At 73.6% G+C, this 22,883-nt stretch carries 21 protein-coding genes; 5 read left to right on the forward strand and 16 right to left on the reverse strand.

What is annotated here, in order from left to right:
* Positions 1–18 precede the first annotated feature (18 nt).
* The 7 genes from ACGFIG_RS06510 to ACGFIG_RS06540 all read right to left on the reverse strand — a co-directional run bounded on the left by ACGFIG_RS06510 (position 19) and on the right by ACGFIG_RS06540 (position 6,439).
* Positions 19–807 (reverse strand): ABC transporter permease, encoded by a 789-nt coding sequence (locus ACGFIG_RS06510; protein WP_392999884.1) that lies wholly within the window; start codon positions 805–807, stop codon positions 19–21.
* A 79-nt stretch (positions 808–886) separates the two neighbouring features.
* Positions 887–1,801, reverse strand: a complete 915-nt coding sequence (locus ACGFIG_RS06515) for an ABC transporter permease (RefSeq protein WP_392999886.1) — start codon at positions 1,799–1,801, stop codon at positions 887–889.
* The gene (locus ACGFIG_RS06520; protein ID WP_392999888.1) at positions 1,798–2,964 is read right to left on the reverse strand and encodes an ABC transporter ATP-binding protein; all 1,167 of its coding nucleotides are present in this window, start codon (positions 2,962–2,964) and stop codon (positions 1,798–1,800) included. Before ACGFIG_RS06520 ends, ACGFIG_RS06515 begins: the two co-directional genes overlap by 4 nt.
* Positions 2,965–2,969: 5 nt before the next feature.
* A complete protein-coding gene (locus ACGFIG_RS06525; protein ID WP_392999890.1) occupies positions 2,970–4,154 on the reverse strand; it encodes a spermidine/putrescine ABC transporter substrate-binding protein in 1,185 nt (394 codons plus the stop codon).
* Between the two features lie 293 nt (positions 4,155–4,447).
* Complete coding sequence (locus ACGFIG_RS06530) at positions 4,448–4,642, reverse strand: DUF397 domain-containing protein (RefSeq protein ID WP_392999892.1); 195 nt, start codon at positions 4,640–4,642, stop codon at positions 4,448–4,450.
* Positions 4,633–5,400, reverse strand: coding sequence for a Scr1 family TA system antitoxin-like transcriptional regulator (locus ACGFIG_RS06535; protein ID WP_393001339.1), 768 nt, complete (start codon positions 5,398–5,400; stop codon positions 4,633–4,635). The genes ACGFIG_RS06530 and ACGFIG_RS06535 overlap by 10 nt, the downstream gene beginning before the upstream one ends.
* 670 nt (positions 5,401–6,070) lie before the next feature.
* On the reverse strand, positions 6,071–6,439 hold the full coding sequence (locus ACGFIG_RS06540; protein ID WP_392999894.1) for a DUF3499 domain-containing protein: 369 nt from the start codon (positions 6,437–6,439) through the stop codon (positions 6,071–6,073).
* 152 nt (positions 6,440–6,591) lie between these two features.
* Here ACGFIG_RS06540 and ACGFIG_RS06545 point away from each other — a divergent pair, with 152 nt between their 5' ends.
* Positions 6,592–7,041 carry a metallopeptidase family protein gene (locus ACGFIG_RS06545; RefSeq protein ID WP_089001916.1) on the forward strand — a complete coding sequence of 150 codons (450 nt, stop codon included), beginning with the start codon at positions 6,592–6,594 and terminating at the stop codon, positions 7,039–7,041.
* Positions 7,042–7,076: 35 nt separating this feature from the next.
* Here the strand turns inward: ACGFIG_RS06545 and ACGFIG_RS06550 are convergent, their stop codons facing one another.
* From ACGFIG_RS06550 to ACGFIG_RS06560, 3 genes are all read right to left on the reverse strand, one after another.
* Positions 7,077–7,334 (reverse strand): WhiB family transcriptional regulator, encoded by a 258-nt coding sequence (locus tag ACGFIG_RS06550; protein WP_007455784.1) that lies wholly within the window; start codon positions 7,332–7,334, stop codon positions 7,077–7,079.
* A gap of 596 nt (positions 7,335–7,930) precedes the next feature.
* Positions 7,931–10,438, reverse strand: a complete 2,508-nt coding sequence (locus tag ACGFIG_RS06555) for a bifunctional FO biosynthesis protein CofGH (RefSeq protein ID WP_392999896.1) — start codon at positions 10,436–10,438, stop codon at positions 7,931–7,933.
* 192 nt (positions 10,439–10,630) lie between these two features.
* A complete protein-coding gene (locus ACGFIG_RS06560; protein WP_392999898.1) occupies positions 10,631–11,617 on the reverse strand; it encodes a hypothetical protein in 987 nt (328 codons plus the stop codon).
* 99 nt (positions 11,618–11,716) lie between these two features.
* Between ACGFIG_RS06560 and cofD the strand changes: the two genes are divergently transcribed.
* The gene (cofD, locus tag ACGFIG_RS06565; protein ID WP_392999900.1) at positions 11,717–12,664 is read left to right on the forward strand and encodes a 2-phospho-L-lactate transferase; all 948 of its coding nucleotides are present in this window, start codon (positions 11,717–11,719) and stop codon (positions 12,662–12,664) included.
* The gene (locus ACGFIG_RS06570; protein ID WP_392999902.1) at positions 12,661–13,749 is read left to right on the forward strand and encodes a coenzyme F420-0:L-glutamate ligase; all 1,089 of its coding nucleotides are present in this window, start codon (positions 12,661–12,663) and stop codon (positions 13,747–13,749) included. The genes cofD and ACGFIG_RS06570 overlap by 4 nt, the downstream gene beginning before the upstream one ends.
* Before the next feature lie 174 nt (positions 13,750–13,923).
* On the opposite strand, the gene ACGFIG_RS06575 is transcribed toward ACGFIG_RS06570, so the two are convergent.
* Entirely contained in the window at positions 13,924–14,928 is a 1,005-nt protein-coding gene (locus ACGFIG_RS06575) for an ArsR/SmtB family transcription factor (protein ID WP_392999904.1), read from the reverse strand.
* 283 nt (positions 14,929–15,211) lie between these two features.
* Entirely contained in the window at positions 15,212–16,246 is a 1,035-nt protein-coding gene (locus tag ACGFIG_RS06580; protein ID WP_392999906.1) for a hypothetical protein, read from the reverse strand.
* 120 nt (positions 16,247–16,366) lie between these two features.
* On the opposite strand from ACGFIG_RS06580, the gene ACGFIG_RS06585 reads away from it, so the two are divergent.
* A complete protein-coding gene (locus tag ACGFIG_RS06585) occupies positions 16,367–16,975 on the forward strand; it encodes an NUDIX hydrolase (protein ID WP_393001341.1) in 609 nt (202 codons plus the stop codon).
* Here the strand turns inward: ACGFIG_RS06585 and ACGFIG_RS06590 are convergent.
* Both ACGFIG_RS06590 and ACGFIG_RS06595 read right to left on the reverse strand, forming a co-directional pair.
* Positions 16,944–18,035: a mannose-1-phosphate guanylyltransferase gene (locus tag ACGFIG_RS06590; RefSeq protein ID WP_392999908.1), complete on the reverse strand. Its 1,092-nt coding sequence runs from the start codon at positions 18,033–18,035 to the stop codon at positions 16,944–16,946. The genes ACGFIG_RS06585 and ACGFIG_RS06590 overlap by 32 nt on opposite strands.
* 62 nt (positions 18,036–18,097) lie before the next feature.
* Entirely contained in the window at positions 18,098–19,243 is a 1,146-nt protein-coding gene (locus ACGFIG_RS06595) for a glycosyltransferase family 4 protein (RefSeq protein ID WP_392999910.1), read from the reverse strand.
* 148 nt (positions 19,244–19,391) lie between these two features.
* On the opposite strand from ACGFIG_RS06595, the gene ACGFIG_RS06600 reads away from it, so the two are divergent.
* Positions 19,392–20,081, forward strand: a complete 690-nt coding sequence (locus ACGFIG_RS06600) for a TIGR03089 family protein (RefSeq protein ID WP_392999912.1) — start codon at positions 19,392–19,394, stop codon at positions 20,079–20,081.
* A 23-nt stretch (positions 20,082–20,104) separates the two neighbouring features.
* Here ACGFIG_RS06600 and ACGFIG_RS06605 read toward each other — a convergent pair whose 3' ends face one another.
* Together ACGFIG_RS06605 and ACGFIG_RS06610 are read right to left on the reverse strand one after the other, a co-directional pair.
* Positions 20,105–22,144: an acetoacetate--CoA ligase gene (locus tag ACGFIG_RS06605; RefSeq protein ID WP_392999914.1), complete on the reverse strand. Its 2,040-nt coding sequence runs from the start codon at positions 22,142–22,144 to the stop codon at positions 20,105–20,107.
* A 197-nt stretch (positions 22,145–22,341) separates the two neighbouring features.
* Positions 22,342–22,860 (reverse strand): acyl-CoA thioesterase, encoded by a 519-nt coding sequence (locus ACGFIG_RS06610; RefSeq protein ID WP_392999916.1) that lies wholly within the window; start codon positions 22,858–22,860, stop codon positions 22,342–22,344.
* Positions 22,861–22,883 lie beyond the last annotated feature (23 nt).

The raw sequence follows: 22,883 nt of genomic DNA on the forward strand, positions 1-22,883 counted from the left end.
AGAGCCCCTCGCCGACGTTCACGCGCGGCGAGGGGCTCTTCGCGTTCGACGTCCGCGTAGGGTGCCGGCGAGCACCAGCAGCAGGGCGACCGCGAACATGGCGGTGCCGATGACGTTGACCTGCGGCGGGATGCCCCGCTGGGCGGCGCCCCAGACGTACATGGGGAACGTGACGGTGGTGCCGGCGTTGAAGTTCGTGACGATGAAGTCGTCGAAGGACAGCGAGAACGCGAGCAGCGCGGCGGCCAGGATGCCGGGCAGCACCAGCGGCAACGTGATCCGCCGGAAGGTCTGCCACTCGCTCGCGTAGAGGTCCATCGCGGCCTCCTCCAGCCGGGTGTCCATACCGGCCAGCCGCGCCCGGACGGTGACCACCACGAACGACAGGCAGAACATCACGTGCGCGACGACGACGGTCCAGAAGCCCTGCGGCACCCCGGCGGAGACGAAGAGGGCGAGCAGCGAGGTGCCCATCACCAGCTCGGGGGTGGCCATCGGCAGGAAGACCAGCACGGTGAGCCCGGCCCGGCCACGGAACCGGTGCCGGGCCAGCGCGAACGCCATCAGGGTGCCGAGCACCGTGGCGACCACGGTGGCGACGAAGCCGATCTGGACGCTGCGTACCACCGCGTCGCACATGTCGGAGGTGGCGCAGGGGTTGCGCCAGTTGTCGAGGGTGAACTCGGCGAAGTCGTACGACAGGCGGCTGGAGGGGCGGTTGAAGGAGAGCGCGGCGACCACAGCGATCGGCAGGAGGAGGTAGCCGAGCACCAGCAGCGCCACGCCCATGACCCAGCGGTCCGCCAACCACCGACCGATCCTCGCACTCACCGGACCGGCCTTCCGTTCGCGACCGCGGGGCTCCGCTGCGCTGCACTCCTCGCACTCACCGGGCCGCCTCCGTGCCCGTCCGACGCAGGTAGCCGAAGACCAGCGCGAGGATCGCGGCCATCAGAAGGAACGACAGCGCGGCGCCCTGCGGATAGTCCAGCCGCACCAGGAACGCCGAGTCGATGACGTTGCCGATCATGTACTCGCTGGGGGTGCCGAGCAGCTCGGCGTTGATGTAGTCGCCGCTGGCCGGGATGAAGAACAGCAGCGTGCCCGCGACGAGACCGGGCATGGACAGCGGCAGCGTGACCCGGCGGAAGGCCCGCAGCGGGCTCGCGTAGAGGTCACCGGCCGCCTCCAGCAGCGCGGGATCCAGCCGCTCCAGGCTCGCGTACAGCGGCAGCACCAGGAAGGGCAGGAAGTTGTACGTCAGGCCGAGCACCACCGCCACGGGGGTGGCCAGCAGCCGGCCGTCGGGGTCGAGCAGGTGTACGTCGCGCAGCAGCCCCACGAGCCAGCCGTTGTCCGACAGGATGGTCTTCCACGCCAGCGTGCGTACGAGAAAGCTGGTGAACATCGGCGCGACCACGCAGACCAGCAGCAGGTTCTTCCAGCGGCCGGCCTTGCGCGCGATGGCGTACGCCAAGGGGTAGCCGGCCAGCAGCGCCAGCACCAGGGCCGCGCCCGCGTAGCCGAAGGAGCGCCCGAACTGCGGCCAGTACGCGGCGAGCGCGTCGGGATAGTTGCCGAACGCCCACGTCATGGCGTACCCGGTGGCGAGGGAGCCGGCAGGGTCGTAGAGGCTGACGGCGGCGAGCTGCACCAGCGGCACCGCGAAGAAGAGGATCAGCCACGCCCCCGCGGGCAACAGCAGCAGGTACGGCAGGAGCCCGGGCCGGCGGGGCTGCGCGGGCGGCGCGGGCGGCGCCGGCTCCCCGGCTCCGGTGGGCAGCCGGGCCGGGGCGCTCACGAGGACGCGCCGACCGGCTCGTCCCGCACCGGCGCGCTCCGGTCCTGCTCGGCGGTGTCCCGGGGCAGCAGGAAGGCGTGCCGCGGGTCCCAGTACGCGACCGTCTCCGCGCCCACGGGCACCGGCCGGGCGGTGCCCGTGTTGGCCACGAAGGCCGACAGCTCGCCACCCCAGCCGGTGCGCAGCAGGTACTGGGTGCTCACCCCCACGTAGGAGGCGTCGGTGACGAACCCGGTGACGTGCTGGCAGCCGGCGGGGACCTGGTCGGCGGAGTCGACCAGGTGCAGCTTCTCCGGGCGTACGCCCAGGTGGACCGGACCCCGCTCGACCCGGGCCCGGCCGGCGGGCACCGAGAAGCGGTGGCCGTGCGCCGACACCGTCACCTCGCCGCCGACCGCGCCGGCCGCCTCGCCGGCAAGGAGGTTGGACTGGCCGAGGAAGTTCGCCACGAACGCCGTGGCCGGGTACTCGTAGAGGTCGGCGGGGGCACCGAGCTGCTCGATCCGGCCGGCGTTCATCACCGCGACGGTGTCGGCCATGGTCATGGCCTCTTCCTGGTCGTGGGTGACGTGCACGAACGTGATGCCGACCTCGGTCTGGATCCGCTTGAGTTCGACCTGCATCCGCCGGCGCAGTTTCAGGTCGAGCGCGCCGAGCGGCTCGTCGAGCAGCAGCACCTGCGGGCGGTTGACCAGGGCGCGGGCCAGCGCGACCCGCTGCTGCTGCCCGCCGGAGAGCTGGGCGGGGCGACGGTGGCCGTGCTCGTCGAGCTGCACCAGCGCGAGCATGCCCAGCACCTCGTCGTCGACGGAGCGGATGCCCCGGCGACGCAGGCCGAACGCCACGTTCTCGAAGACGTCCAGGTGCGGGAAGAGCGCGTAGCTCTGGAAGACGGTGTTCACGGGCCGCTTGTGCGGGCGCAGCCGGGTGACGTCCCGGTCGCCGAGCAGTACCCGTCCGCCGGTGGGCTCCTCCAGGCCGGCGATCATCCGTAGCGTGGTGGTCTTGCCGCAGCCGGACGGGCCGAGCAGGGCGAAGTACGAGCCCTGCGCGACGGTCAGGCTGAGGTCGTCCACCGCCGTCACGGAGCCGAACCGCTTGGTGAGGCCGGCCAGCCGCAGGTCGCCGGCCGGGCTCCCGCCTTCCGCAGTCGTCCCACCCATCCCGCTCACGCCCCGATGACCCGCTGGAACTTGCTCTCGTACTCGCGCTCGCGCTTCTCGTCCAACGCCATGAAGACCGCCGACCTGGCGAGCATGGCGTCGTCGGGGAAGATCAGCGGGTGGGCGGCCAGCGCCGGGTCGATCTTCTCCATCTCGGCCTGGGCTCCCCGTACGGGGCAGATGTAGTTGACGAACGCGGCGAGCCGGGCGGCGACGGCCGGCTCGTAGTAGTGGTCGACGAGCTGCTCGGCGTTGCCCCGGTGGGTGGCCCTGTTCGGCACCACCACATTGTCCGACCAGATCATCGCGCCGGAGTCGGGTACCACGAACTTGATCTTGTTGTCGTCGAAGCCGAGCTGTACGGCGTCGCCGGACCAGCCGATGCAGGCGGCGACGTCGCCTCTGGCGAGTTCCGGCGCGTAGTCGTTGCCGGTGAACCGGCGGATCTGGCCGGCGTCGACGGCCTTCTTCAGCTTGGCGAGCGCGTCGTCGAACTGGGCGCCCGTGAAGTTCGCCGGGTCGTGGCCGTTCGACTGGAGCAGCAGGCCCATGGTGTCGCGCATCTCGGCCAGCGCGGTCACCCTGCCCTTGAGATCGGGGCGGGTGAGCAGCTCGTCGACCGTCCGGATCTCCCTGGTCACCCTGCCGTTGTAGGCGAGACCGGCCAGGCCGGACTGCCACGGGATGGCGAGCTGGTCCTCGGGATCGAAGGACCGGCCGCGCAGCGAGGGCAGCAGGTTGGCGGCGACGTTGGGCAGCTTCGACCGGTCGAGCTTCTGGACCCAGCCGAGCCGGATCATCCGTGCCGCCATCCAGTCGCTGAGCACCATGATGTCCCGCCCGGTGGGCTGGCATCCCGCGAGCTGGTTCTGCACCTTGCCGAAGAACTCGTTGTTGTCGTTGATGTCCTCGGTGTAGGTGACCTGGATGCCGCTCCTGGCGACGAACGCGTCCAGGGTCGGCCGCTTGGACCCGTCGGCCTCGTCCACGTCCATGTACTGCGGCCAGTTGGAGAACGCCAGCGTCTTCTCGGTGCCGGACAGGTCCTCGCTGACGCAGCCGGCCTCCGTCTGGGTGGCGGCCGGGGTGCCGCAACCGGCCAGCGGGACACCCGCCGCCAGCAGCGCTGCCGAGCCGAGTGCGCCGGTCAGCAGCCCGCGCCGGGTGAGGGGCCGGACGGGAGTACGCATATGACGACTCCTTGAGGGTTCGTCGGCGGACGGGCAGGGCGGCCCGCCGGCGAGGGGTCAGGTGCGGTGAATCTTGACATGAGGCATCCGGCAGCGCGACAGCGGTAGCGGCGGGCGGCGGATCAGCCTCCGCGAGGGTGCCGGGCACGTCTGGCCCGCCGACGTAATTGCTGGTCAGTCGGCTGAAGCTGATCGCGTACGCCTGACTGCGCGATCAGCCCCTGCGGTCGGCAACTCCTGCTTCAGCGACGACGCGCCCCGCGGCGCGGTGCCGGGCGCGGTGGCCGGGGCGGTCAGGACGGGCGGCGGGCGAGCTGGCCCACGAAGGCCCGCCAGGTCTCGGGAGCGAAGGCGAGGGTGCCGCCAGTGCGGTCCTTGCTGTCCCGCACGAGCACCCGACCGGGCAGGTTGTCGGCCACCTCGACGCAGTCGCCGCCGTTGTTGCTGCTGCGGGACGCGGTGCGCCAGCGGGCGTCGGTCACGTCCATGCCGTCGCCACCTCCCTGATCAGCTCGATCGACCGGCCGCGCGGCAGTGCCTCGCCCGCGACGCTCTCCCATCTGGCGCCCAGGCTAGCAATGTCGGCACTCTCCGTCACCACCTGACCGCGAAGCTGACTGTCCACATAGGCCGTCTCGGCGCCGTCGGGCAGACGGATCAGCACGAACGCCCCGGCGAGACCGGTGTGCCACGGCACCTCGGCGGGGATCACCCGGACCTGCACGTGCTCCTGCGCGGCGATCGCCAGCAGGTGGGCCAACTGCCCGGCCATCACCGTGCGGTCCCCGACCCGCCGGCGCAGCACCACCTCGTCGATCACGGTGACGAATTGAGGCGGGGCGTCCCGGACCAGGATCTCCTGCCGGGCCAGCCGGCCGCCGACGATCTCGTCGACCTCGGCGGCCGGGAGCAGGCCGCCGGTCGCCAGCACCGCGCGGGCGTACGCCTCCGTCTGGAGCAGGCCCGGCACGAGCGACGGCTGGTAGGACCGGATGGTGACGGCGTCCTGCTCCAGTTCGGCCCACGGCCGGAACCACGGCAGGTCGCGGCGGCGGAACGGCTCGGGCCACAGCTCGGCGGCGTCGCGCCCCAGGATGCCGGCGACGGCGAGCCGCGTCCGGGGATGCGGGATCCGGCCCGAGGCGACCCACCGCGCCGCCGTCTTGGGGTCGACGCCCACCTTCTCCGCCAACGACTCGGCTGTCTCCCCCTTCTCGGCCATCGCCACCCGCATCACCTCGTTCACCATCCGACCTCCCGCGCCCGCCATCACACTGGGGCGCACGGTAGCCACGCTGCGTGCCCTTGTCGTCACGCAGCCGGCGTGTCGCGGCGGGATCTGTTTCGCGCGCCCGAGGTGGCTGACGAACGCCCGGAAAAGGCCCTGGACATGCCTCCGCCGCAGCGTCGGGCCAGGCACCGCAACGAGGCGAACGCACCTCTGAAGGACCGCGTGCCGGCCGTGCCCAACCCACCTCACCCACGCTGTCGAACTGATGTCGCAGACGATTCAGGCCCCGGCGGCACAGCCCGACACCGCCTCGATCGCCAACCCTGCTCCGTCGCGACCGTCGGCCCCGCCGAACCGACGACAGCCAGACCGACGTGCTGGTTGGACCAACGTGGAGGTCGACCGGCGTGGACGCCGAATCGGCGTCGATGCTGGACGGGCGTGGAAGTTGAACCGACGCCTCGTGGGCGCGCCTGCGCCCATGCTCGCCGACGGCTGACGCCACCGGCACCGCGATGTCGTAAACGATTCAGCTCGACAGCGCCCGGCGTGCCCATCCGGCCCGCAGGCAAGCTGCCGAGTCCGCGCAGACTTTGCTCCCCGCGCCCGCGACTCCCGCCGCGACCCTGACTGCGTCCGGGATGCACCGAGGCGGAGATGGGCGCCGCCCTCCCAGAGGGGCGGGTCAGTGGTTCGGGGGGATGACGCGGAGGTGCCCCCGGCGGCCCGTCTGGGGGCTTGAGTTGGTGGTCTTGTCGTCCTCGGGCGGGCGCGGGGCCACCGGGCGGGCGGCCTCGCGGACGGCCTCGGCCAGGGCGACGAGATCGTCGGTGGTGGGCGGCGGGGGCTCGAACTCCCCCTCGTGCCGGACGACGTCCCAGCCACGCGGCGCGGTCAGGCTCCGGGCGTGCGGTTCACAGAGGTCGTACGTGTGCGGCTCGGCGAATGCCGCCAACGGGCCGACCACCGCTGTCGACTCGTTGTAGACATAGGTCAGCGTGGCGACCGCTTGCCGGGGGCAGCCGTTACGGGAGCAGCGCCGTGGTGACCTCACGGCGGCAGGGTATCTCCATTACCGGGTCCGGCGCACTGCTTCGCGTTGCGACACGCCCGTCACGGTGATCACAATTCGGCCCGTCCGCCACGGCGCGCCGCGCCGGTGGCGCTGCCGCAGGCCAGGTCGGTACGGGCGCTAACCTTTCTCTCATGACGAGCCCGGAACACCGCCGCCCCGGCCCCGGCCGGCGCGCACACCGCGACCGGCACGGGCGCGGCCTGCGCGGGCGGCTGGTGCCGGCGACGGTTCCGTTGGCGCGTACGAAGGCGGAGATCTTCGACGACCTGGTGCTGGACACGGTCGAGACCCTCGAACGGCGCTTCGCCAAGGAGTTGGCCGGGGTCGAGTTCGCGGTGGAGGACGTCCCGCCGGACCTCAACGTCTACGACTCGGACGTGCTGGAGGACGGCGAGGTGCCGCTCGCCCGGCTGCTGCCCGGCCGGCCGGGCCGGCAGGAGGTGCCTCCGCGGATCGTGCTCTACCGCCGGCCGTTGGAGTTTCGCGCGATGGATCGCGAGGATCTCGCGGATCTCGTGCACGACGTGATCATCGAACAGGTGGCCAATCTGCTCGGGGTGGACCCCGACGAGTTGGCCTGAGCCGGGCGGCCCCCACCGCCCCGGCCCGGCGACGCTCAGGCGGCCCGCCGCTTGAGCTTGCGCCGCTCCCGCTCGGAGAGCCCACCCCAGATCCCGAACCGCTCGTCGTGGCCGAGAGCGTATTCGAGGCATTCCGTCTTCACCTCGCAGCGCGAGCAGATCCGCTTCGCCTCACGGGTCGAGCCGCCCTTCTCGGGAAAGAACGCCTCCGGGTCGGTCTGGGAGCAGAGCGCCCGCTCCTGCCACTCCGGCGCGTTTCCGAGCAGGTCGGCCACCTCAAGCTGGCCGTCCATCAGATGCCTCCTTGTCGCGCACCGGCGTCACCGCCGCTGCAACCCCCCACGCGGAAGGCGTGCTTGTCCGTCGGTCCCGATTTGCTGCGTTTCGCGCGAACAACCCCATTCAAATTACACGCGTGTAATGCGTGCGCCGTCAAGCCGAACTTGATAATGGAGTCGTCCTCCCGACAACACTCCGGACGGCCACCCGGCCACCCGGCCTCGCAACCTGCCCTATCGATTCAGACCCCGGCCGAGTAACGCCCTCTCCGGCGAGTTGCCCGAGTTTTCTCCCGTGGCGCTTCCCCGCCGACCCGACGAGGCGGGCCGGCGGGGACCTTCGGAAGTCACCCACCACGATCCGTTGATCTTGGTGGGGCACAGGTTAACCCGAGTTGGCGCGGACCGCCCGCCGAGCCTCGAACGGCCGCCCGTCCCGCGCTCACGATGTGGACGGGCCGCGACGGCGCCACGGTCCTGTCCGCGGGTGGACAGTCGTCAACCCGCTGCTGATTCTGGCGACCCGGCCACCGTCGACAGTGGACAGAAATCCCGTCGGCCGATGCCCCATCGTCCCACCAAGCGGTACGTGCGGCGGCCGGTCGGCCCCGCTACGGCCGGGGGCTGCCGTACGCGGTCGTGCGTCTACGGGCCGGTCGACCGGCGGCCGCGGCGATGGCGATCAACTGCTCCTCCGTACGCGCCGAGCCGTTGCCGGAGCCGGCCATCCGGGAGATCGTCTCCTCCATCAGCGTGCCGCCCAGGTCGTTGCAGCCGCCCCGGAGCATCGCCGCCGTGCCCTCGTCGCCGAGCTTCACCCACGAGCACTGGATGTTGTCGATCCGCCCGTGCAGCAGCAGCCGGGCCATCGCGTGCACGACCCGGTTCTCCCGCCACGTCGGCCCCGGGCGGGCGATGCCGGCCAGGTAGATCGGCGCGTTCGTGTGCACGAACGGCAGCGCCACGAACTCGGTGAACCCGCCCGTACGGTCCTGCAACCCGGCCAGCACCCGGAAGTGCGCGAGCCACTGCCCGGGGTGGTCCACGTGGCCGTACATCATGGTGGAGCTGGACCGGATGCCCAGCTCGTGGGCCGTGCCGACCACGTCGACCCAGGCGGCAGCCGGCAGTTTGCCCTTGGTGAGCACCCAGCGCACGTCGTCGTCGAGAATCTCGGCGGCGGTGCCGGGAATGGTGTCGAGCCCGGCCTCGCGCAGCCCGGTCAGCCACTCCCGCACCGACACGCCGGCCTTCGCGGCGGCGGTGACGATCTCCATGGGCGAGAACGCGTGCACGTGCATCCCCGGCACCCGCGCCTTGATCCCCCGGACCAGGTCGGCGTAGACGGTCACCGGCAGCTTCGGGTCGATCCCGCCCTGGAGGCAGACCTCGCTGGCGCCGGCCGCCCACGCCTCCTCGGCCCGGTCGGCGACCTGCTCCACCGACAGCCGGTACGCGTCGGCGTCCCGCTCCCGCTGGGCGAAGGCGCAGAAGCGGCAGCCGACGTAGCAGACATTGCTGAAGTTGATGTTGCGGTTGACCACGTACGTCACGTCGTCGCCGACCGCCGCCCGGCGCACGTCGTCGGCGAGGCGGCACAGCTCGTCCAGCGCCGGCCCGTCGGCGGCGAACAACGCCAGCGCGGCGTCGGCGTGCTTCGGCTCCAGCAGCGTCGCCGGGTCGTCGGCCGCCAGCCGCAGCCCGGCCCGCAGGTCACCGTCGGTGCCGCCCCCGCCGCCGGCGCTGACCTTGGTCGCCACCTCCGACCAGTCGCCGTAGACGTGGTCGAAGTCGCCGCGCCGGTCCCCGGTCCGCCCGGTGGTGTCGATGGTGACGTGCAGGTCGGTCCGGCCGCCGTACGTCTCGTCGGGCTCCTGCCAGGGGCGGCCCACCGGCCGGGCCGCCTCGACGGCCAGCCCCGTCGCCGGGTCGGCCAGCGCGCCGACGTGCGGCAGCAGGCGCGGGTCCAGCCACGGGTCGCCGGCCCGGACGTACTCGGGATAGATCGTCAGGCGCTCGCGCAGGGTGAAGCCGGACGCCTCCGTGTGCCGGGCCAGCTCGTCGATCTGCGGCCAGGGACGTTCCGGGTTGACGTGGTCCGGGGTCAGCGGGGACACCCCGCCCCAGTCGTCGATGCCGGCGCGCAGCAGCAGGTCGTACTCGCCCGCGATGAGGTTCGGCGGGGCCTGGATCCGGGCCTTCGGCCCGAGCAGCACCCGGGCCACCGCCACCGTGGCGGCCAGGTCGTGCAGCTCCGCGTCGGGCATCCCGCGCATCGCCGTGTCCGGCTTGGCGCGGAAGTTCTGCACGATCACCTCCTGGAGGTGGCCGTACTCGCGGTGCGCGCGGCGGATGGCGAAGATCGCGTCGACCCGCTCGGCGAGGGTCTCGCCGATGCCGATCAGGATTCCGGTGGTGAACGGCACGCCCACCCGGCCCGCGTCGTCGAGCACCCGCAGCCGTACCGCCGGTTCCTTGTCCGGCGAGCCGAAGTGCGGGCCGCCCGGCTCCGACCAGAGCCGCGTGGCCGTGGTCTCCAGCATCATCCCCATGCTCGGCGCGACGGGCTTGAGCCGCTGCAACTCCGACCAGGACAGCACCCCCGGGTTCAGGTGCGGCAGCAGCCCGGTCTCCTCCAGCACCGCCACCGCGCAGGCGCGCAGGTAGTCGAGCGTGGAGTCGTAGCCCCGCTCGTCCAGCCACTGCCGGGCCGCCGGCCAGCGCTCCTCCGGCCGGTCGCCGAGCGTGAACAGGGCCTCCTTGCAGCCCTGGGCCGCGCCCGCCCGGGCGATGGCGAGGACCTCGTCCCGGTCGAGGAAGGCCGCCGGCAGCCGGTGCGGCACGGTGGCGAAGGTGCAGTAGTGGCACCGGTCCCGGCACAGCCGGGTGAGGGGGATGAAGACCTTCTTCGAGTACGTGACCACGCCCGGCCGCCCGGCCTCGCGCAGGCCCGCGTCACGGACGGCGCCCGCCACGTCGAGCAGCGCGTCCAGCGCCCCGCCCCGGGCGGCCAGCAGCGCGGCGGCCTCGTCGACGTCGAGCGCCCGCCCGGTCGCGGCCCGGTGCAGCGCCCGCCGCACACTCGCGTCGGTCGGACCGGGCACGGTGCGATCAACCATCCGCCCAGCCTAGGCGCTCAACCGGCCGGTCCCACCCCACCCATCCGGCCCACCCTGGTGACCCGGGACACCCGCTTCACGGTGCGTGACCGCCGGTGCTCGGCACCGGGCCGCGAGCGGGGGCGGGTGGGCAGCGGGCGGGGCAGAGCGAGCGCCCCGCACGGGGCCGTGCGGGGCGCTCGGGTGGGCCGGTCAGCGAGGGGCGTCGGGGCTCTCGCCGGGGTTGATGCGCTGGGTGCGGTCGGTCTCGTCGTCGGCCGGACGCGGGAGCGCCTCGGTGGGCCCGGTGGGCTCGACGGACTGGCGCGGGATCGCCTGGGTGGGCTCGGCCGAGGGCGGCTGGCCGAACGGCGGGGCGCTGTACGACTGGCCGAACGGCGGGGCGCTCTGCGGCTGGCCGAACGGGGGCGCGGACTGCGGCGCGGGACCCGCCGGAGGAGCGGACTGCGGCGCCGCGGCGGCCGGGGGCGCGGACTGCGGGGCCGGCGCGAACGGCGAGCCCTGCTGCGGACCACCGGCGAACGGCTGGGGCTGCTGCCCGTACGGGGCGCCGTAGGGGGCCGGAGCCTGCCAGCCGCCGGGCTGACCGGGGACCTGCTGACCGGGGACCTGCTGACCCGGGGCCGGGTAGCCGCCCTGCTGCTGGGGCCACCCGGGCTGCGGCTGGCCGTACACGCCGGGCTGGGGCTTCGGCTTGGCCACGTAGTAGAGGGTGCGCCAGATCTTGAACACGACGTACGCGGCGACCGCGAAGAGCGCCAGCCAGGCCACGCGGCTGAGCAGGCCCAGGAACGCGTCGAGGATCTCGCCCTCGGCCAGCCGGTCGACCGTCCAGAAGAGGAAGGTCAGCCCGCCGAGCAGCGCGCTGACGACGTACTCGCCCAGGGCCACCTGGGTGATCAGCTTCGCCTTGCCCACCGGGGGCGTCACGTGCGTGGCGAGCAGTACGGCCAGCAGCGGCAGGAACACCGCCTCGACGCCGACGAAGGCGAAGAAGGCGCTGCCCGCCCGACCACCGATCGTGCTGTACTCGGTCGGTGTCGCCAGCCGGATCAGGGCGACGAAGAGGAACACGGCGTTCGCGCCGAGCAGCGCGAACGCGGCGAGTTCACGAAGCGGCTTGGTCAGCTGGCTGGCCTGCGTCGCGTCGGTGGACGCGGGCTCGGCGGGGCTGGTCACGGGATCCCCCTCGGGGCGAATGCGGACAGTTGCCGACGTGAGCCTAGTCTCTCCGCCCACAGGCGGACCGGAGGCGGCCCGTACGCGAGGATGGTCGGCATGCGCATCGTGGTTCTGACGGGCGGCATCGGCGGCGCTCGTTTCCTGGTCGGCGTGCGGGCGTACGCCAGGGAGGTCGGCGCCGAGGTGACCGCCGTGGTCAACGTCGGTGACGATCTGCTCCTGCACGGGCTCAAGGTCTGCCCCGACCTGGACAGCGTGATGTACACGCTGGGTGGCGGCGCCGACCCCGAGCGGGGTTGGGGACGCGTCGGCGAGAGCTGGACGGTCAAGCAGGAGCTGGCAGCCTACGGTGCCGAGCCCACCTGGTTCGGGCTCGGCGACAAGGACATCGCCACCCACCTGGTGCGCACCACGATGGTCAATGCCGGCTACCCGCTGCACGCGGTCACCGAGGCCCTGGCCGATCGCTGGCAGCCCGGCGTACGCGTGCTGCCGGCGACCGACGACCGGCTGGAGACCCACGTGGTGGTGGAGCTCGACGGCGGCCAGCGGGCGATCCACTTCCAGGAGTGGTGGGTACGCCATCGCGGCGACGTCCCCACCCACCGGTTCGTCTTCGTCGGCGCGGACACCGCCCGGCCGGCACCCGGCGTGCTGGAGGCGATCGCCGGGGCCGACGTGGTGCTCGTCGCGCCGAGCAACCCCGTGGTGAGCGTCGCCCCGATCCTGGCCGTGCCCGGGCTGCGGGACGCGGTCGCCGACGGTCCCGCCCCGGTGGTCGGCGTCTCGCCGATCATCGGCGGCGCCCCGGTACGCGGGATGGCCGACCGCTGCCTGGCGGTGCTGGGGGTGGAGTGCAGCGCGGCCGGCGTGGGCCGGCTCTACGGCGGCCGGTCGGCCGGCGGGCTGCTCGACGGCTGGCTGGTCGCCGAGGAGGACGCCGGCACGGTGGTGCCGGGGGTGACGGTGCGCGCCGCACCGCTGCGGATGACCGACGAGGCGGCGACGGCGGCCATGGTCCGCGCCGCGCTGGAGCTGACGTGAGGCTGGAGATCCTGCCGGTGCCGGGCATCGGCCACGTGTCCGAGGGCGACGACCTGGCGGCCCTGATCGCCGCCGCCGCGCCCTGGCTGCGCGACGGCGACGTGCTGGTGGTGACCAGCAAGATCGTCTCGAAGGCGGAGGGGCGTCTCGTCGACGTCCCGCCGGACGGGCCGGAGCGCGTCGCCGCGCGGGACGAGGTGCTGGCCGCCGAGACGGCGCGGGTGGTGGCGACCCGGGGCGCGACGCGGATCGTGCAGACCCACCACGGCTTCGTGATGGCGTCGGCCGGCATCGACGCCTCGAACGTCGACAAGACCCGGCTGGTGCTGCTTCCCGAGGACCCGGACGCCTCGGCCCGGGCGCTGCGCGCCGCCCTGCGCGAGCGCCACGGCGTGGACGTCGCGGTGATCGTCAGCGACACGATGGGCCGCCCCTGGCGCAACGGGCTCACCGACGTGGCGCTCGGCGTCGCCGGGATGGACGCGATCCGCGACCACCGGGGCGAGGTCGACCCGTACGGCAACGAGCTCCAGCTCACCCAGATGGCGGTGGTGGACGAGCTGGCCGGCGCGGGCGAGCTGATCAAGGGCAAGTGCGACCAGATGCCGGTCGCCGTGGTGCGCGGCTACCTCACCGCGCCCCGGCCGGACGACGACGTCGGCGCGTCCGTGCTGGTCCGCGACGCCTCGATGGACCTCTTCTCGCTGGGCACCGCCGAGGCGACGGCAGCCGGGCTGGCCGCCGCCGCCACCCTGCCGGACGGCCTCAACCCGACCCCGCCCGACCCGGCGGTCGTACGCCGGGCGATCGGCGCGGTCGCGGACGTGGTCGCACCCGGCACGGTCTTCAGCCTGGTGGCCGACGACGAGGCCCGTGCCGGGCTGACCGCCCGGGTGCCCGGCTGGCCGGCGGAGGCGACGACGCTGGTGCTCGGCGTCCCGGCCACCCCCGCCGGCCCGGTCGACCTGGTCCGCTTCGGCGCCGACCTGCAACGCCTGCGCACCGCGCTGGCGGCCGAGGGCGTCGCCTCACTGCTGCTTCCCCCGCCCCCCGGCACCACCGCCAGCGCCGCCCTGGCCCTGTGACGGCTGGGGCGCCGACCCCGCGACGCCATCCCGGCCCCGCGCCGACCCCGCGACACCGCCACCCTGGCCCCGCGCCGGCCCCGCGGCACCGCCGTCCCGGCCTGCGGCCCCGCCATCCGGAACCGCGCCGACGGCCCGGCACGGTGACGGTGCCCGGGTGGGCACGGGCGGCGGTCAGGAGTTGAGCATCGCCCGCCCCAACGGGGTCAGGGTGTGCAGGACGGTGTTGCGGTCGCGCTGGCTGACCAGCAGGCCGGCGTTGCGCAGCACGGTGGTGTGCTGGCTCGCGGCGGCCGCCGAGATGTTGAGCCGGCGGGCCACCTCGCCGGTGGTGCAGCCGTCGTCGCTGGCCGCCAGCACGGCGGCCCGGGTACGGCCCACCAGCGCGGCCAGCGCCTCCCGGCCGGGGTCCGACGTGCCCGGGCCGCCGCCCTCGCCGGAGGCCGGCAGCAGGCCGCCGAGCCGGTCCACCGGATAGACCAGGACCGGGGGGAGCGCCGGGTCGAGCAGGGCGACCGGGGTGGCGGCACAGAAGAACGACGGCACCAGCAGCAGCCCGCGCCCGTCCAGGTGCAGCTCCCGGCTGTGCGGGTAGTCGCGGACCTCCAGCACCCCGGAGTCCCAACGCACGGCGGGGCGCAGGCCGGCCAGCAGCCCCTCCGTCCCGCCGTCGAGCAGGGCGCGGGCCCGCCGGGCCCGGTCGGCCTCCACCGCCGCCTGGATCCGGGGCCAGTACGGGTCGATCGCCAGGCCCCGGTAGCGCTCCATCGCGCCGGTCAGATCGCGCAGCGTGTCCGGCTCCCCCTGGGCCAGCGCCTGGGTGCCGGCGGGCGGGGAACTGCCGGCGGCCAGCAGCGTCAGGTCGCGTTGCAGCAGGGCCACGGGGGTACTGCGGATCGCCTCCATGCCGGCCTCGAAGCCCGACACGCTCTCGAACGGGGTGAGGAAGTCGGGGAAGTAGCCGCGGGGCGGGTTGAGCGTCAGGAGCAGCCGCAGCCCCGCCGAGTCGCTGTCGTCGCGCAGCCCACGCGTCACGCTGCTCCGCCAGCCCGCCAGCAGCGGATCGCGGCCACGGCCGGGCAGCAGGTGCAGGCTGAGAACCAGCTCCCACACCGGATTCGCCGCCGGAGCCACCCGGGTCCGGAGGATGTCCTCGGCGGAAAAGTAGATCTTCAGCATGGACAGCTCCCCGCGCCGCCGGGCAGGGGGATGCCTGGCAACCGTTTGCACTGTACCTGGCCGGCACTTATCTCCGACTTTAAGCGTGGGCTGAAAAACCTCGACGCCCCCCGGGGCGGTTGGGCATGCTTCCACTGCCCGCACACGGGGGCGGGCGCGTCACCCGACACGCCCGGAGCCGGGCACCCCCGGGGGACGGGGAAGGACCGGCGGCCGGGCGACATCACGAGGGTCTGCGGCCATACTCCGCGGAGGTGTCGTCCGGGCGTCGGTCCACCGCAGGTCAACCGACCCAGAGCGCCACCCGATGGTCCTCGTCGGTGACGTAGAAGCTCTCCCCGCCGCACTCGACCAACCCCTCCACGTGGTGGAACGGCGCCAGGTCGGCCACCAGTTCGCCGGGCACCAGATGCCCGTCGCCGGGTGGGCGGAACCGCACGTGCCGCGAGGTGACCTCGCCGCCGGCCGGGTGGTCGTCGAGCAGCACCGAGCCCTTGCCCAGCGCGTCGATCGACCCGACGATCGCCGCGTAGCCGCCGTCGTCCGTGGGCGCGATCGCCCGGAAGCCGGCCAGCGCGCCGGGCGGCGTCACCCCGGTCAGGACGTACGCGCCGGACGCCTCCGGCCAGCTCGGCGTGAGATCGAACATGCCCGGCACACCGGTCAGCTCGACCAGGATCGGCTCACCCTCGGCGGTGACCGGGAACCGCAGCCCGAGCAGCACACCGCCGGTCGGCGTGAAGGCCGCCGCCTCGACGTTCAGCGGCAGGTCGTCGGGGACGAGCCGGTCGACCCAGCCCTTCGACCGGGCGGTGCCCCGGGCGACGGTCTCCCCGATGAACCGGGCCCGCACCCGGTCGCCCGGCGGCAGCGGGGTGAACGCCGCCTTCAGCAGGGCGTCGTTGACCGCCCGGTGCAGCCGGAACCGGTTGCGGACCACCTGCACCGGCAGCGGGCCCACCGCGGCGTCGTCCTCCCGGAACCGGGCCACGAAGGCGCGTCGCGGGCGCAGTGGCCCCGCCTTCGAGCCGAAGTGGGAGCCGAAGACGTACACCCAGCCGTCGTGGTGGGCGAGCGCCTCGCCGTCCTCCGTGCGGCCGTTCTCCACCCCGGCGTCGGCGGCCACGTGGTGGGCGACCCAGCGGCCGTCGTCCAGCTCCAGCAGCAGGGCCAGGCAGTGCTCCATCGGCCCCTCGTCCAGCACGGTCCAGAAGCCGCGCCGGGCACCGTAGGCCCGCAGCAGCGGCGCCGAGCGCACCGGCAGCAGATCGCTGGCCTCGTTGCCGGCCACGACGAACTCCAACAGTCGCAGGGTCATCGCGCCAGGGTACGAAGCGGCTGCTCGTACAGTGTCGGCATGACCGACTCCCCCACCGCCGCCGCCTGCCGACCGTCGCCGGAAGCGGGGGCGCAGACGGCGCGGCACGCCGAGGCGCAGATGGCCGCACACGCCGCGCCGGACGAGACGCGGCACGACGAGGTGCACGCGGCGCTGCACGCCGACGCCGTCGCGACGCTGAGCCGCTGGGAGCCGACCGGTACGGCCGCCGCCGAGGCCCGGGACCGCACGGTCGCGCTGCTGGCCGACGGGCCGGTGGCGATGAGCCGGGCGCACCTGCCCGCGCACGTCACCGCGAGCGCGCTGGTGTTCGACGCCACCGGGTCCCGGGTGCTGCTCTGCCTGCACGGCAAGTTCCGGCGCTGGGTGCAGCTCGGCGGGCACTGCGAGCCGGCCGACCGGACCCTCGCCGCTGCCGCCCTGCGGGAGGCGGGCGAGGAGTCCGGCATCGCCGGCCTGCGCATCGACCCGGTACCGATCGACGTCGACATCCACCCGGTGAGCTGCCAGGGCGGCTCGCTGCACCACGACGTACGCTTCGCCGTCCTCGCCCCGCCCGGCGCGGTCGAGCGGGTCAGCGAGGAGTCCGAGGCGCTGGGCTGGTTCCCGCCGGACCGGCTGCCGGAGCCGCTGGCCGGCGGGACGGCACGCCTGGTCGCCCCGGCCCTGGCAGCGCTCAGACGAGCCCCTCTTCGCCCCGTTCCTTGAGTTCGTCGACGACCTTCTTGACGTCCTGCGCCCGGTCGCGGGGGCAGACCAGCAGCGCGTCCGGCGTGTCCACGATGATCAGGTCGCGTACGCCGACGGCCGCCACCAGCCGCCCGGAGTGGGGCACCACCACCAGCCCGCCGCTGTCGTGCAGCAGCACCCCCGGCTTGGCGTCGGTGCCGAGCACCACGTTGCCGTCCGCGTCGGCGGGCAGCACCTCGCCCAGGGTGTGGAAGTCGCCGACGTCGTTCCAGCCGAAGTCGCCCGGCACGGTGGCCACCCGGCCGGCCGTCGCCGCGCCCTCCATCACCGCGTAGTCGACGGAGATCTTCGGCAGCGTCGGCCAGACCGTGCCGAGCACGTCGTCCTGCTCCTCCGTGCCCCACGCCCCGGCGATCGCGGCGATCCCGGCGTGCAGGGCGGGCTGCTGGCGGGCCAGCTCGGCGAGGAACACGTCGACCCGCCAGACGAACATGCTGGCGTTCCAGAGGTGCCGCCCGGAGCGCAGGTACGCCTCGGCCACCTCGGCGCTGGGCTTCTCCTTGAACTCGGCGACCGGCCGCAGCGGACCACCGTCGACCGGGTCGCCGGTCTCGAGGTAGCCGTAGCCGGTCTCGGCCCGCGTCGGGGTGATGCCGACGGTCATCAGCAGGCCCTGCTCGGCGCCGCGTACCGCCTCCCCGACCACCGCCCGCCACCGCTCCGGATCGCCGATCAGGTGATCGGCGGCGAAGGAGCCCATCACGGCCTCCGGGTCGCGCCGCGCGATGACCGCCGCGGCCAGCGCGATCGCCGCGCACGAGTCCCGAGGCGACGGCTCGACCAGGATGTTCTCCTCCGGCACCCCGGCGAGCTGGCGCGCGACCGCCGCCGCGTGCGCGGTCCCGGTGACCACCAGGGTGCGCTCGGCAGAGGTCAGCGGGCCGAGCCGCTCCACCGTCGCCTGGAGCAGCGAGGCGGTGGAGCCGGTCAGCGGGTGGAGGAACTTGGGATGGCCGGCACGGGACAGCGGCCACAACCTCGTGCCACTGCCACCCGCCGGGATGACGGCGTAGATCACCCGCACATCATGCCCGATTCGCCTGACCGGGGACGCATTCTCACGTCGCCGGCCGTGGCCGGTCAGGCCCGGGCCCGACTCCAGGCGGCGATGTGCACCTCGGCGCTGGACTCCCAGGTGAACTCCTTGGCCCGGTCGAAACCGGCCTTGGCCAGGGACAACCGGCGCTGCTCGTCGTCGAGCAACGCGGCCAGGTCGGCGGCGATCTGGTCGGCCGCCTCGCTGGTGTACGCGACCGCGTCGCCGCCCACCTCCGGCAACGACAGCCGGGGCGTGGTGAGCACCGGCGCGGCGCACGCCATCGCCTCCAGGATCGGCAGGCCGAAACCCTCCCCGTAGGACGGGTAGGCGGCCACCAGCGCCCCGCCGAGGAAGCCGGGCAGGTCGGCGTAGCGCAGGTAGCCCGGACGGAGCAGCCGCAGGTGCGACGGAACCTCCGCCACCGCGCGGTCGATGTCGTCGTCGTGCCCCTGGCCGCCCGCGATCACCAGGGCCGGCGGGTCCTTCCGCTCGGCCACCGCACGGGCCCAGCCGCGGATCAGGTTCGGCACGTTCTTGCGCGGCTCCTTGGCACCCAGGAAGGCCACGTAGTTGGTGCCACCGAGGCCCAGCCGGGCCCGCACCCGGGCCTTCTCCTCGTCGCTGGGCGCGTGGAAGGCGGCGTGGTCGACGCCGTGGTAGGCGACGTCGATCCGGGTGGGGTCGGCGTCGAGCAGCCGGATCAGCTCGTCCCGGGTGGCCTTGCTCGGCACGATCACCCGGCTGGCCCGGCGCAACGACGTCTTGATCGCGCTGCGGAAGAAGGTGCGGCGCGACTTGTCGTAGTGCTCCGGCTCGGTGAAGAACGTCGCGTCGTGCACGGTCACCGTGACGGGGCAGCCGGCGCGCAGCGGGCAGGTGTAGAACGGCGAGTGCAGCACCTGCGCGCCCACCTGCTGGGCGAGCAGCGGCAGGCCGGTCTGCTCCCAGGCGAGCCGGGCGGGGCGGTGCGCGACGGCCGCCGGGGCCGGGATGATCTCGGCGCCGGGCAGCATCCGGGTGTAGCGCTCCAGGTCGGTGCGCAGGCAGACGACGGCCAGTTCCACCCCCGACCCGCACACCTTGCCGAGGGCGCCGAGCAGGCCGTCGACGTATCGACCGACACCACCACGGTCGACTGGGACACTCGTGGCGTCGATGAGCACGCGGGGCGGTCGACCGGCGGTCACGGGGCGACTCCTTGAACTGACGGGCCTGTGGGGAACAACACTCCGGCAAGCCTACGCCGGAGCCCGGCATCGACGCTGACTGCGACCCGACCGTATGCCGACTTGTGGCCGTCATCTGGTACGACCGGTGGGCGTATCGTTCGCGCTGATGGCCGAGAACATTGCCCGGGTCTTCGCCGCCGCGATCGCGGCCGATCCGACCCGACCGCTGCTGACCTGGTACGACGACGCCACGGGCGAACGGACCGAGCTCTCCGGGGCCACGCTGGCGAACTGGGTGGCCAAGACGGCCAACCTGCTCGTCGACGAGGTGGCCGTGGGCCCCGGCGACGTCGCCGGGGTGGTGCTGCCCCCGCACTGGCAGACCGCCGCGGTGCTGCTCGGCTGCTGGTCGGCCGGACTGACCGTCGTGGACACGCCGGGCGACGTGGACGTGCTCTTCGTCGCCGCCACGCGGCTCGACGAGGCGGACGCGTGGTCGGCGGGCGAACGCTACGTCCTCGCACTGCACCCGTTCGCCCTGCCGATGCGTGAGGTCCCGCCCGGCTTCGCCGACTACACCGCGGAGGTACGCGCCCACGGCGACCACTTCAGCCCGTACGCCCCCGCCGGGCCGGGCGAGGCGGCGCTGCTGGGCCGTGCGGCCGTCCGCGTCACGGAGCTGGGCATCGCGCCCGGCGACCGGGTGCTGATCGACACGGGGACCTACCCCGACCCGGTCGACTGGCTGCTCGCCCCGCTGACGGCCGGCGCCACCACGGTCCTCTGTGCCAACGCCGACGCGTCCACTCTCGCCACCCGCGCCACCACGGAACGAGTGACCCGCCCCCTCCCCTGACCGCCCATCCGGGGCGGGGTGGGTCAGGAGCGGGGGTGCCGGGTCTGGGCCAGGGTGGCGAAGGCCGTGAGGGACTCCGGGTTGGCCAGGGCTCCCCTGGCCGCCGCCGAGTCGACCGGGGTGCCGGTGAGGATCTTCTTCACGGGGACCTCCAGCTTCTTCGCCGAGAGGGTGCGCGGGACGGCCCGCACCTGGTGGATCTCGTCCGGGACGTGCCGGGGCGACAGCGCCGTACGCAGCTCGCGGCAGATCATCTTGCGCAGCGCGTCGTCCAGCTCCAGCCCCTCGGCGAGCACCACGAACAGCAGCAGCTCACCGGCGCCGCCCTCGGCGTCCTCCAGGTGCACGACCACCGAGTCGACGACCTCGTCGAGCCCCTCGACCACCGAGTAGAACTCGGCGGTGCCGATCCGCACCCCGCCCCGGTTGAGGGTGGCGTCGGAACGGCCCGTGATCACGCAGCCGCCCCGGTCGTTGATGGTGATCCAGTCGCCGTGCCGCCACACGCCCGGGTAGAGGTCGAAGTACGCCTCCCGGTAGCGGATGCCGTCCGCGTCGTTCCAGAAGCCCACCGGCATGCTCGGCATCGGCTCGGTGATCACCAGCTCGCCCAGCTCGCCGACGACGGGGGTGCCGTCGGCCGACCGGGCCTCCACCTTCGCGCCGAGCGCCCGGCAGGCGATCTCGCCGGCGTGCACCGCCAGCAGCGGCACCCCGCCGACGAAGCCGGTGCACACGTCCGTGCCGCCGGAGAGCGACTGGAGCTGGAGGTCGTCACCGACCGTCTCGTACACCCAGGTGAAGCCCTCGGCGGGCAGCGGCGCGCCGGTCGAGCCGACCCCGCGCAGCGCGGAGAGGTCGGCGGTCTCCTTCGGCACCAGGCCCGCCTTGCGGCAGGCCAGCAGGAACGGCGCGGACGTGCCGAAGTAGGTGGTGCCGGTCTCCCCGGCCAGCCGCCACAACGCCCCCAGGTCGGGGTGGCCCGGGTTGCCGTCGAAGAGCACGATCGTCGCGCCCACGGCCGGCCCGGAGACCAGGAAGTTCCACATCATCCAGCCGGTGGTGGTGAACCAGAAGAAGCGGTCCTCGGGGCCCAGGTCGTGGTGCAGGGCCAGCATCTTCAGGTGCTCCAGCAGGATGCCGCCGTGGCCGTGCACGATCGGCTTCGGCAACCCGGTGGTGCCGGAGGAGTAGAGCACGTAGAGCGGGTGGTCGAAGGCGACCGGGGTGAAGGTCAGCGGCTCGTCGGTGTCGGCGGCCAGCTCCGACCAGGACAGCGTCTTCGGCCGGTCCGCGCCGCCCGCCGACGGCGCGGCCTCCGTCCGGCCTGCGGCGCCAGCCGACGGCGCGGTGGCCGGATCCCCGGCCGGGTCGAGGTAGGCGATGCTGACGGTGTGCTCCAGCGACGGCAGGGCGGCCCGGATCGCGGCCACCTCGGCCCGCCGGTCCACCGGCTTCTCGCCGTAGCGGTAGCCGTCCACCGCGACGAGGACCTTCGGCTCGATCTGCTGCCACCGGTCGGTGACGCTGCGGGTGCCGAACTCCGGGGCGCAGGAGGAGAAGATCGCGCCCAGGCTGCTGGCGGCGAGCAGCAGCACGTACGTCTCGGGGATGTTGGGCGCGTAGGCGGCGACCCGGTCGCCGGCGGTGACGCCGAGGCGGCGCAGGCCGGCGGCCACCCGGCGGACCTGCTCGCGCAACTCGGCGGCGGTGAGGGTGGCCGGCGCGCGGGTCTGGCCGTACGCGACGACCACCGGGGCGTCGTCGGCGCGCCCCGGCATGCGCAGCACGTTCTCCGCGTAGTTGAGGGTGGCGCCGGGGAACCACCTGGCCCCGGGCATCCCCCGGTCGGTCAGCGTGGCGGTCGGCGGGGTGTGCGCGAGCACCTCGAAGTGGTCCCAGATCGACCGCCAGAACGCGTCGAGGTCCGTTACCGACCACCGCCACAGCTCGTCGTAGTCGGCGAAGTCCAGCCCCCGGTGCTCACGCAGCCAGCGCAGGTAGTTCCCGATCCGGGACCGCTCGCGTACGTCCGCCGGCGGCGTCCACAGCACGTCACCCACTGCTCCACCCTCCCCTGGCCCCGCACGACACTGTGAATGGGCCGTGGCGCCATCTTGCCCTACCTCAGAGCGCCATTCTCCGCACCCGACCTCCGTCGGCGCACGTGCGGAGCCCACATGCCCCACCTCTTCCCTGTGTGGACCTCGGGCGTGCGGAAGGGTCCCTTCCGCACGTTCCCCACACAGGAAGGGGCCTGTCAGCCGGCGCGGTGTGCCTGGATGGCGCGACGGCGGGCCAGCCGGTGGGCACGGCGGATCTCCGCCTCCCGGAACCGGCGCTCGTCCTCCGGGCTCTCCGGCAGCACCGGGCGGACCGCCCGTGGCGCGCCGCCGAGGTCGACGCCCACGAAGACGAGGTACGCGGTGGCGACCCGCACCGGCTCGTCCTCGGCCGAGTCCCACCGCTCGGCCACCACCCGCACCCCGACCTCCATCGAGGTCTGCCCCGTCCAGTTCACCTGGGCGTGCGCGTGCAGCAGGTCACCGACCCGTACCGCCTCGGTGAAGACGATCTCGTCGATCGCCGCGGTGACCGCCGTGCCGCCGCTGTGCCGGGCCGCGGCGGCCCCCGCCACGTCGTCGATGAACTTCATCAGCACCCCGCCGTGCACGGTGCCGTACAGGTTGACGTCGACCGCGGTCATGATCCGGCTCAGGGTGACCCGGGAGTACGAGGTCGGCTTACCGGTCGGCGCGGTGGAGGGGTGCTCGGTCATGTCGAAAACGGTACGGTGCGCGG

This window comes from Micromonospora sp. NPDC049048 (assembly GCF_043197615.1).
Lineage (GTDB): Bacteria > Actinomycetota > Actinomycetes > Mycobacteriales > Micromonosporaceae > Micromonospora.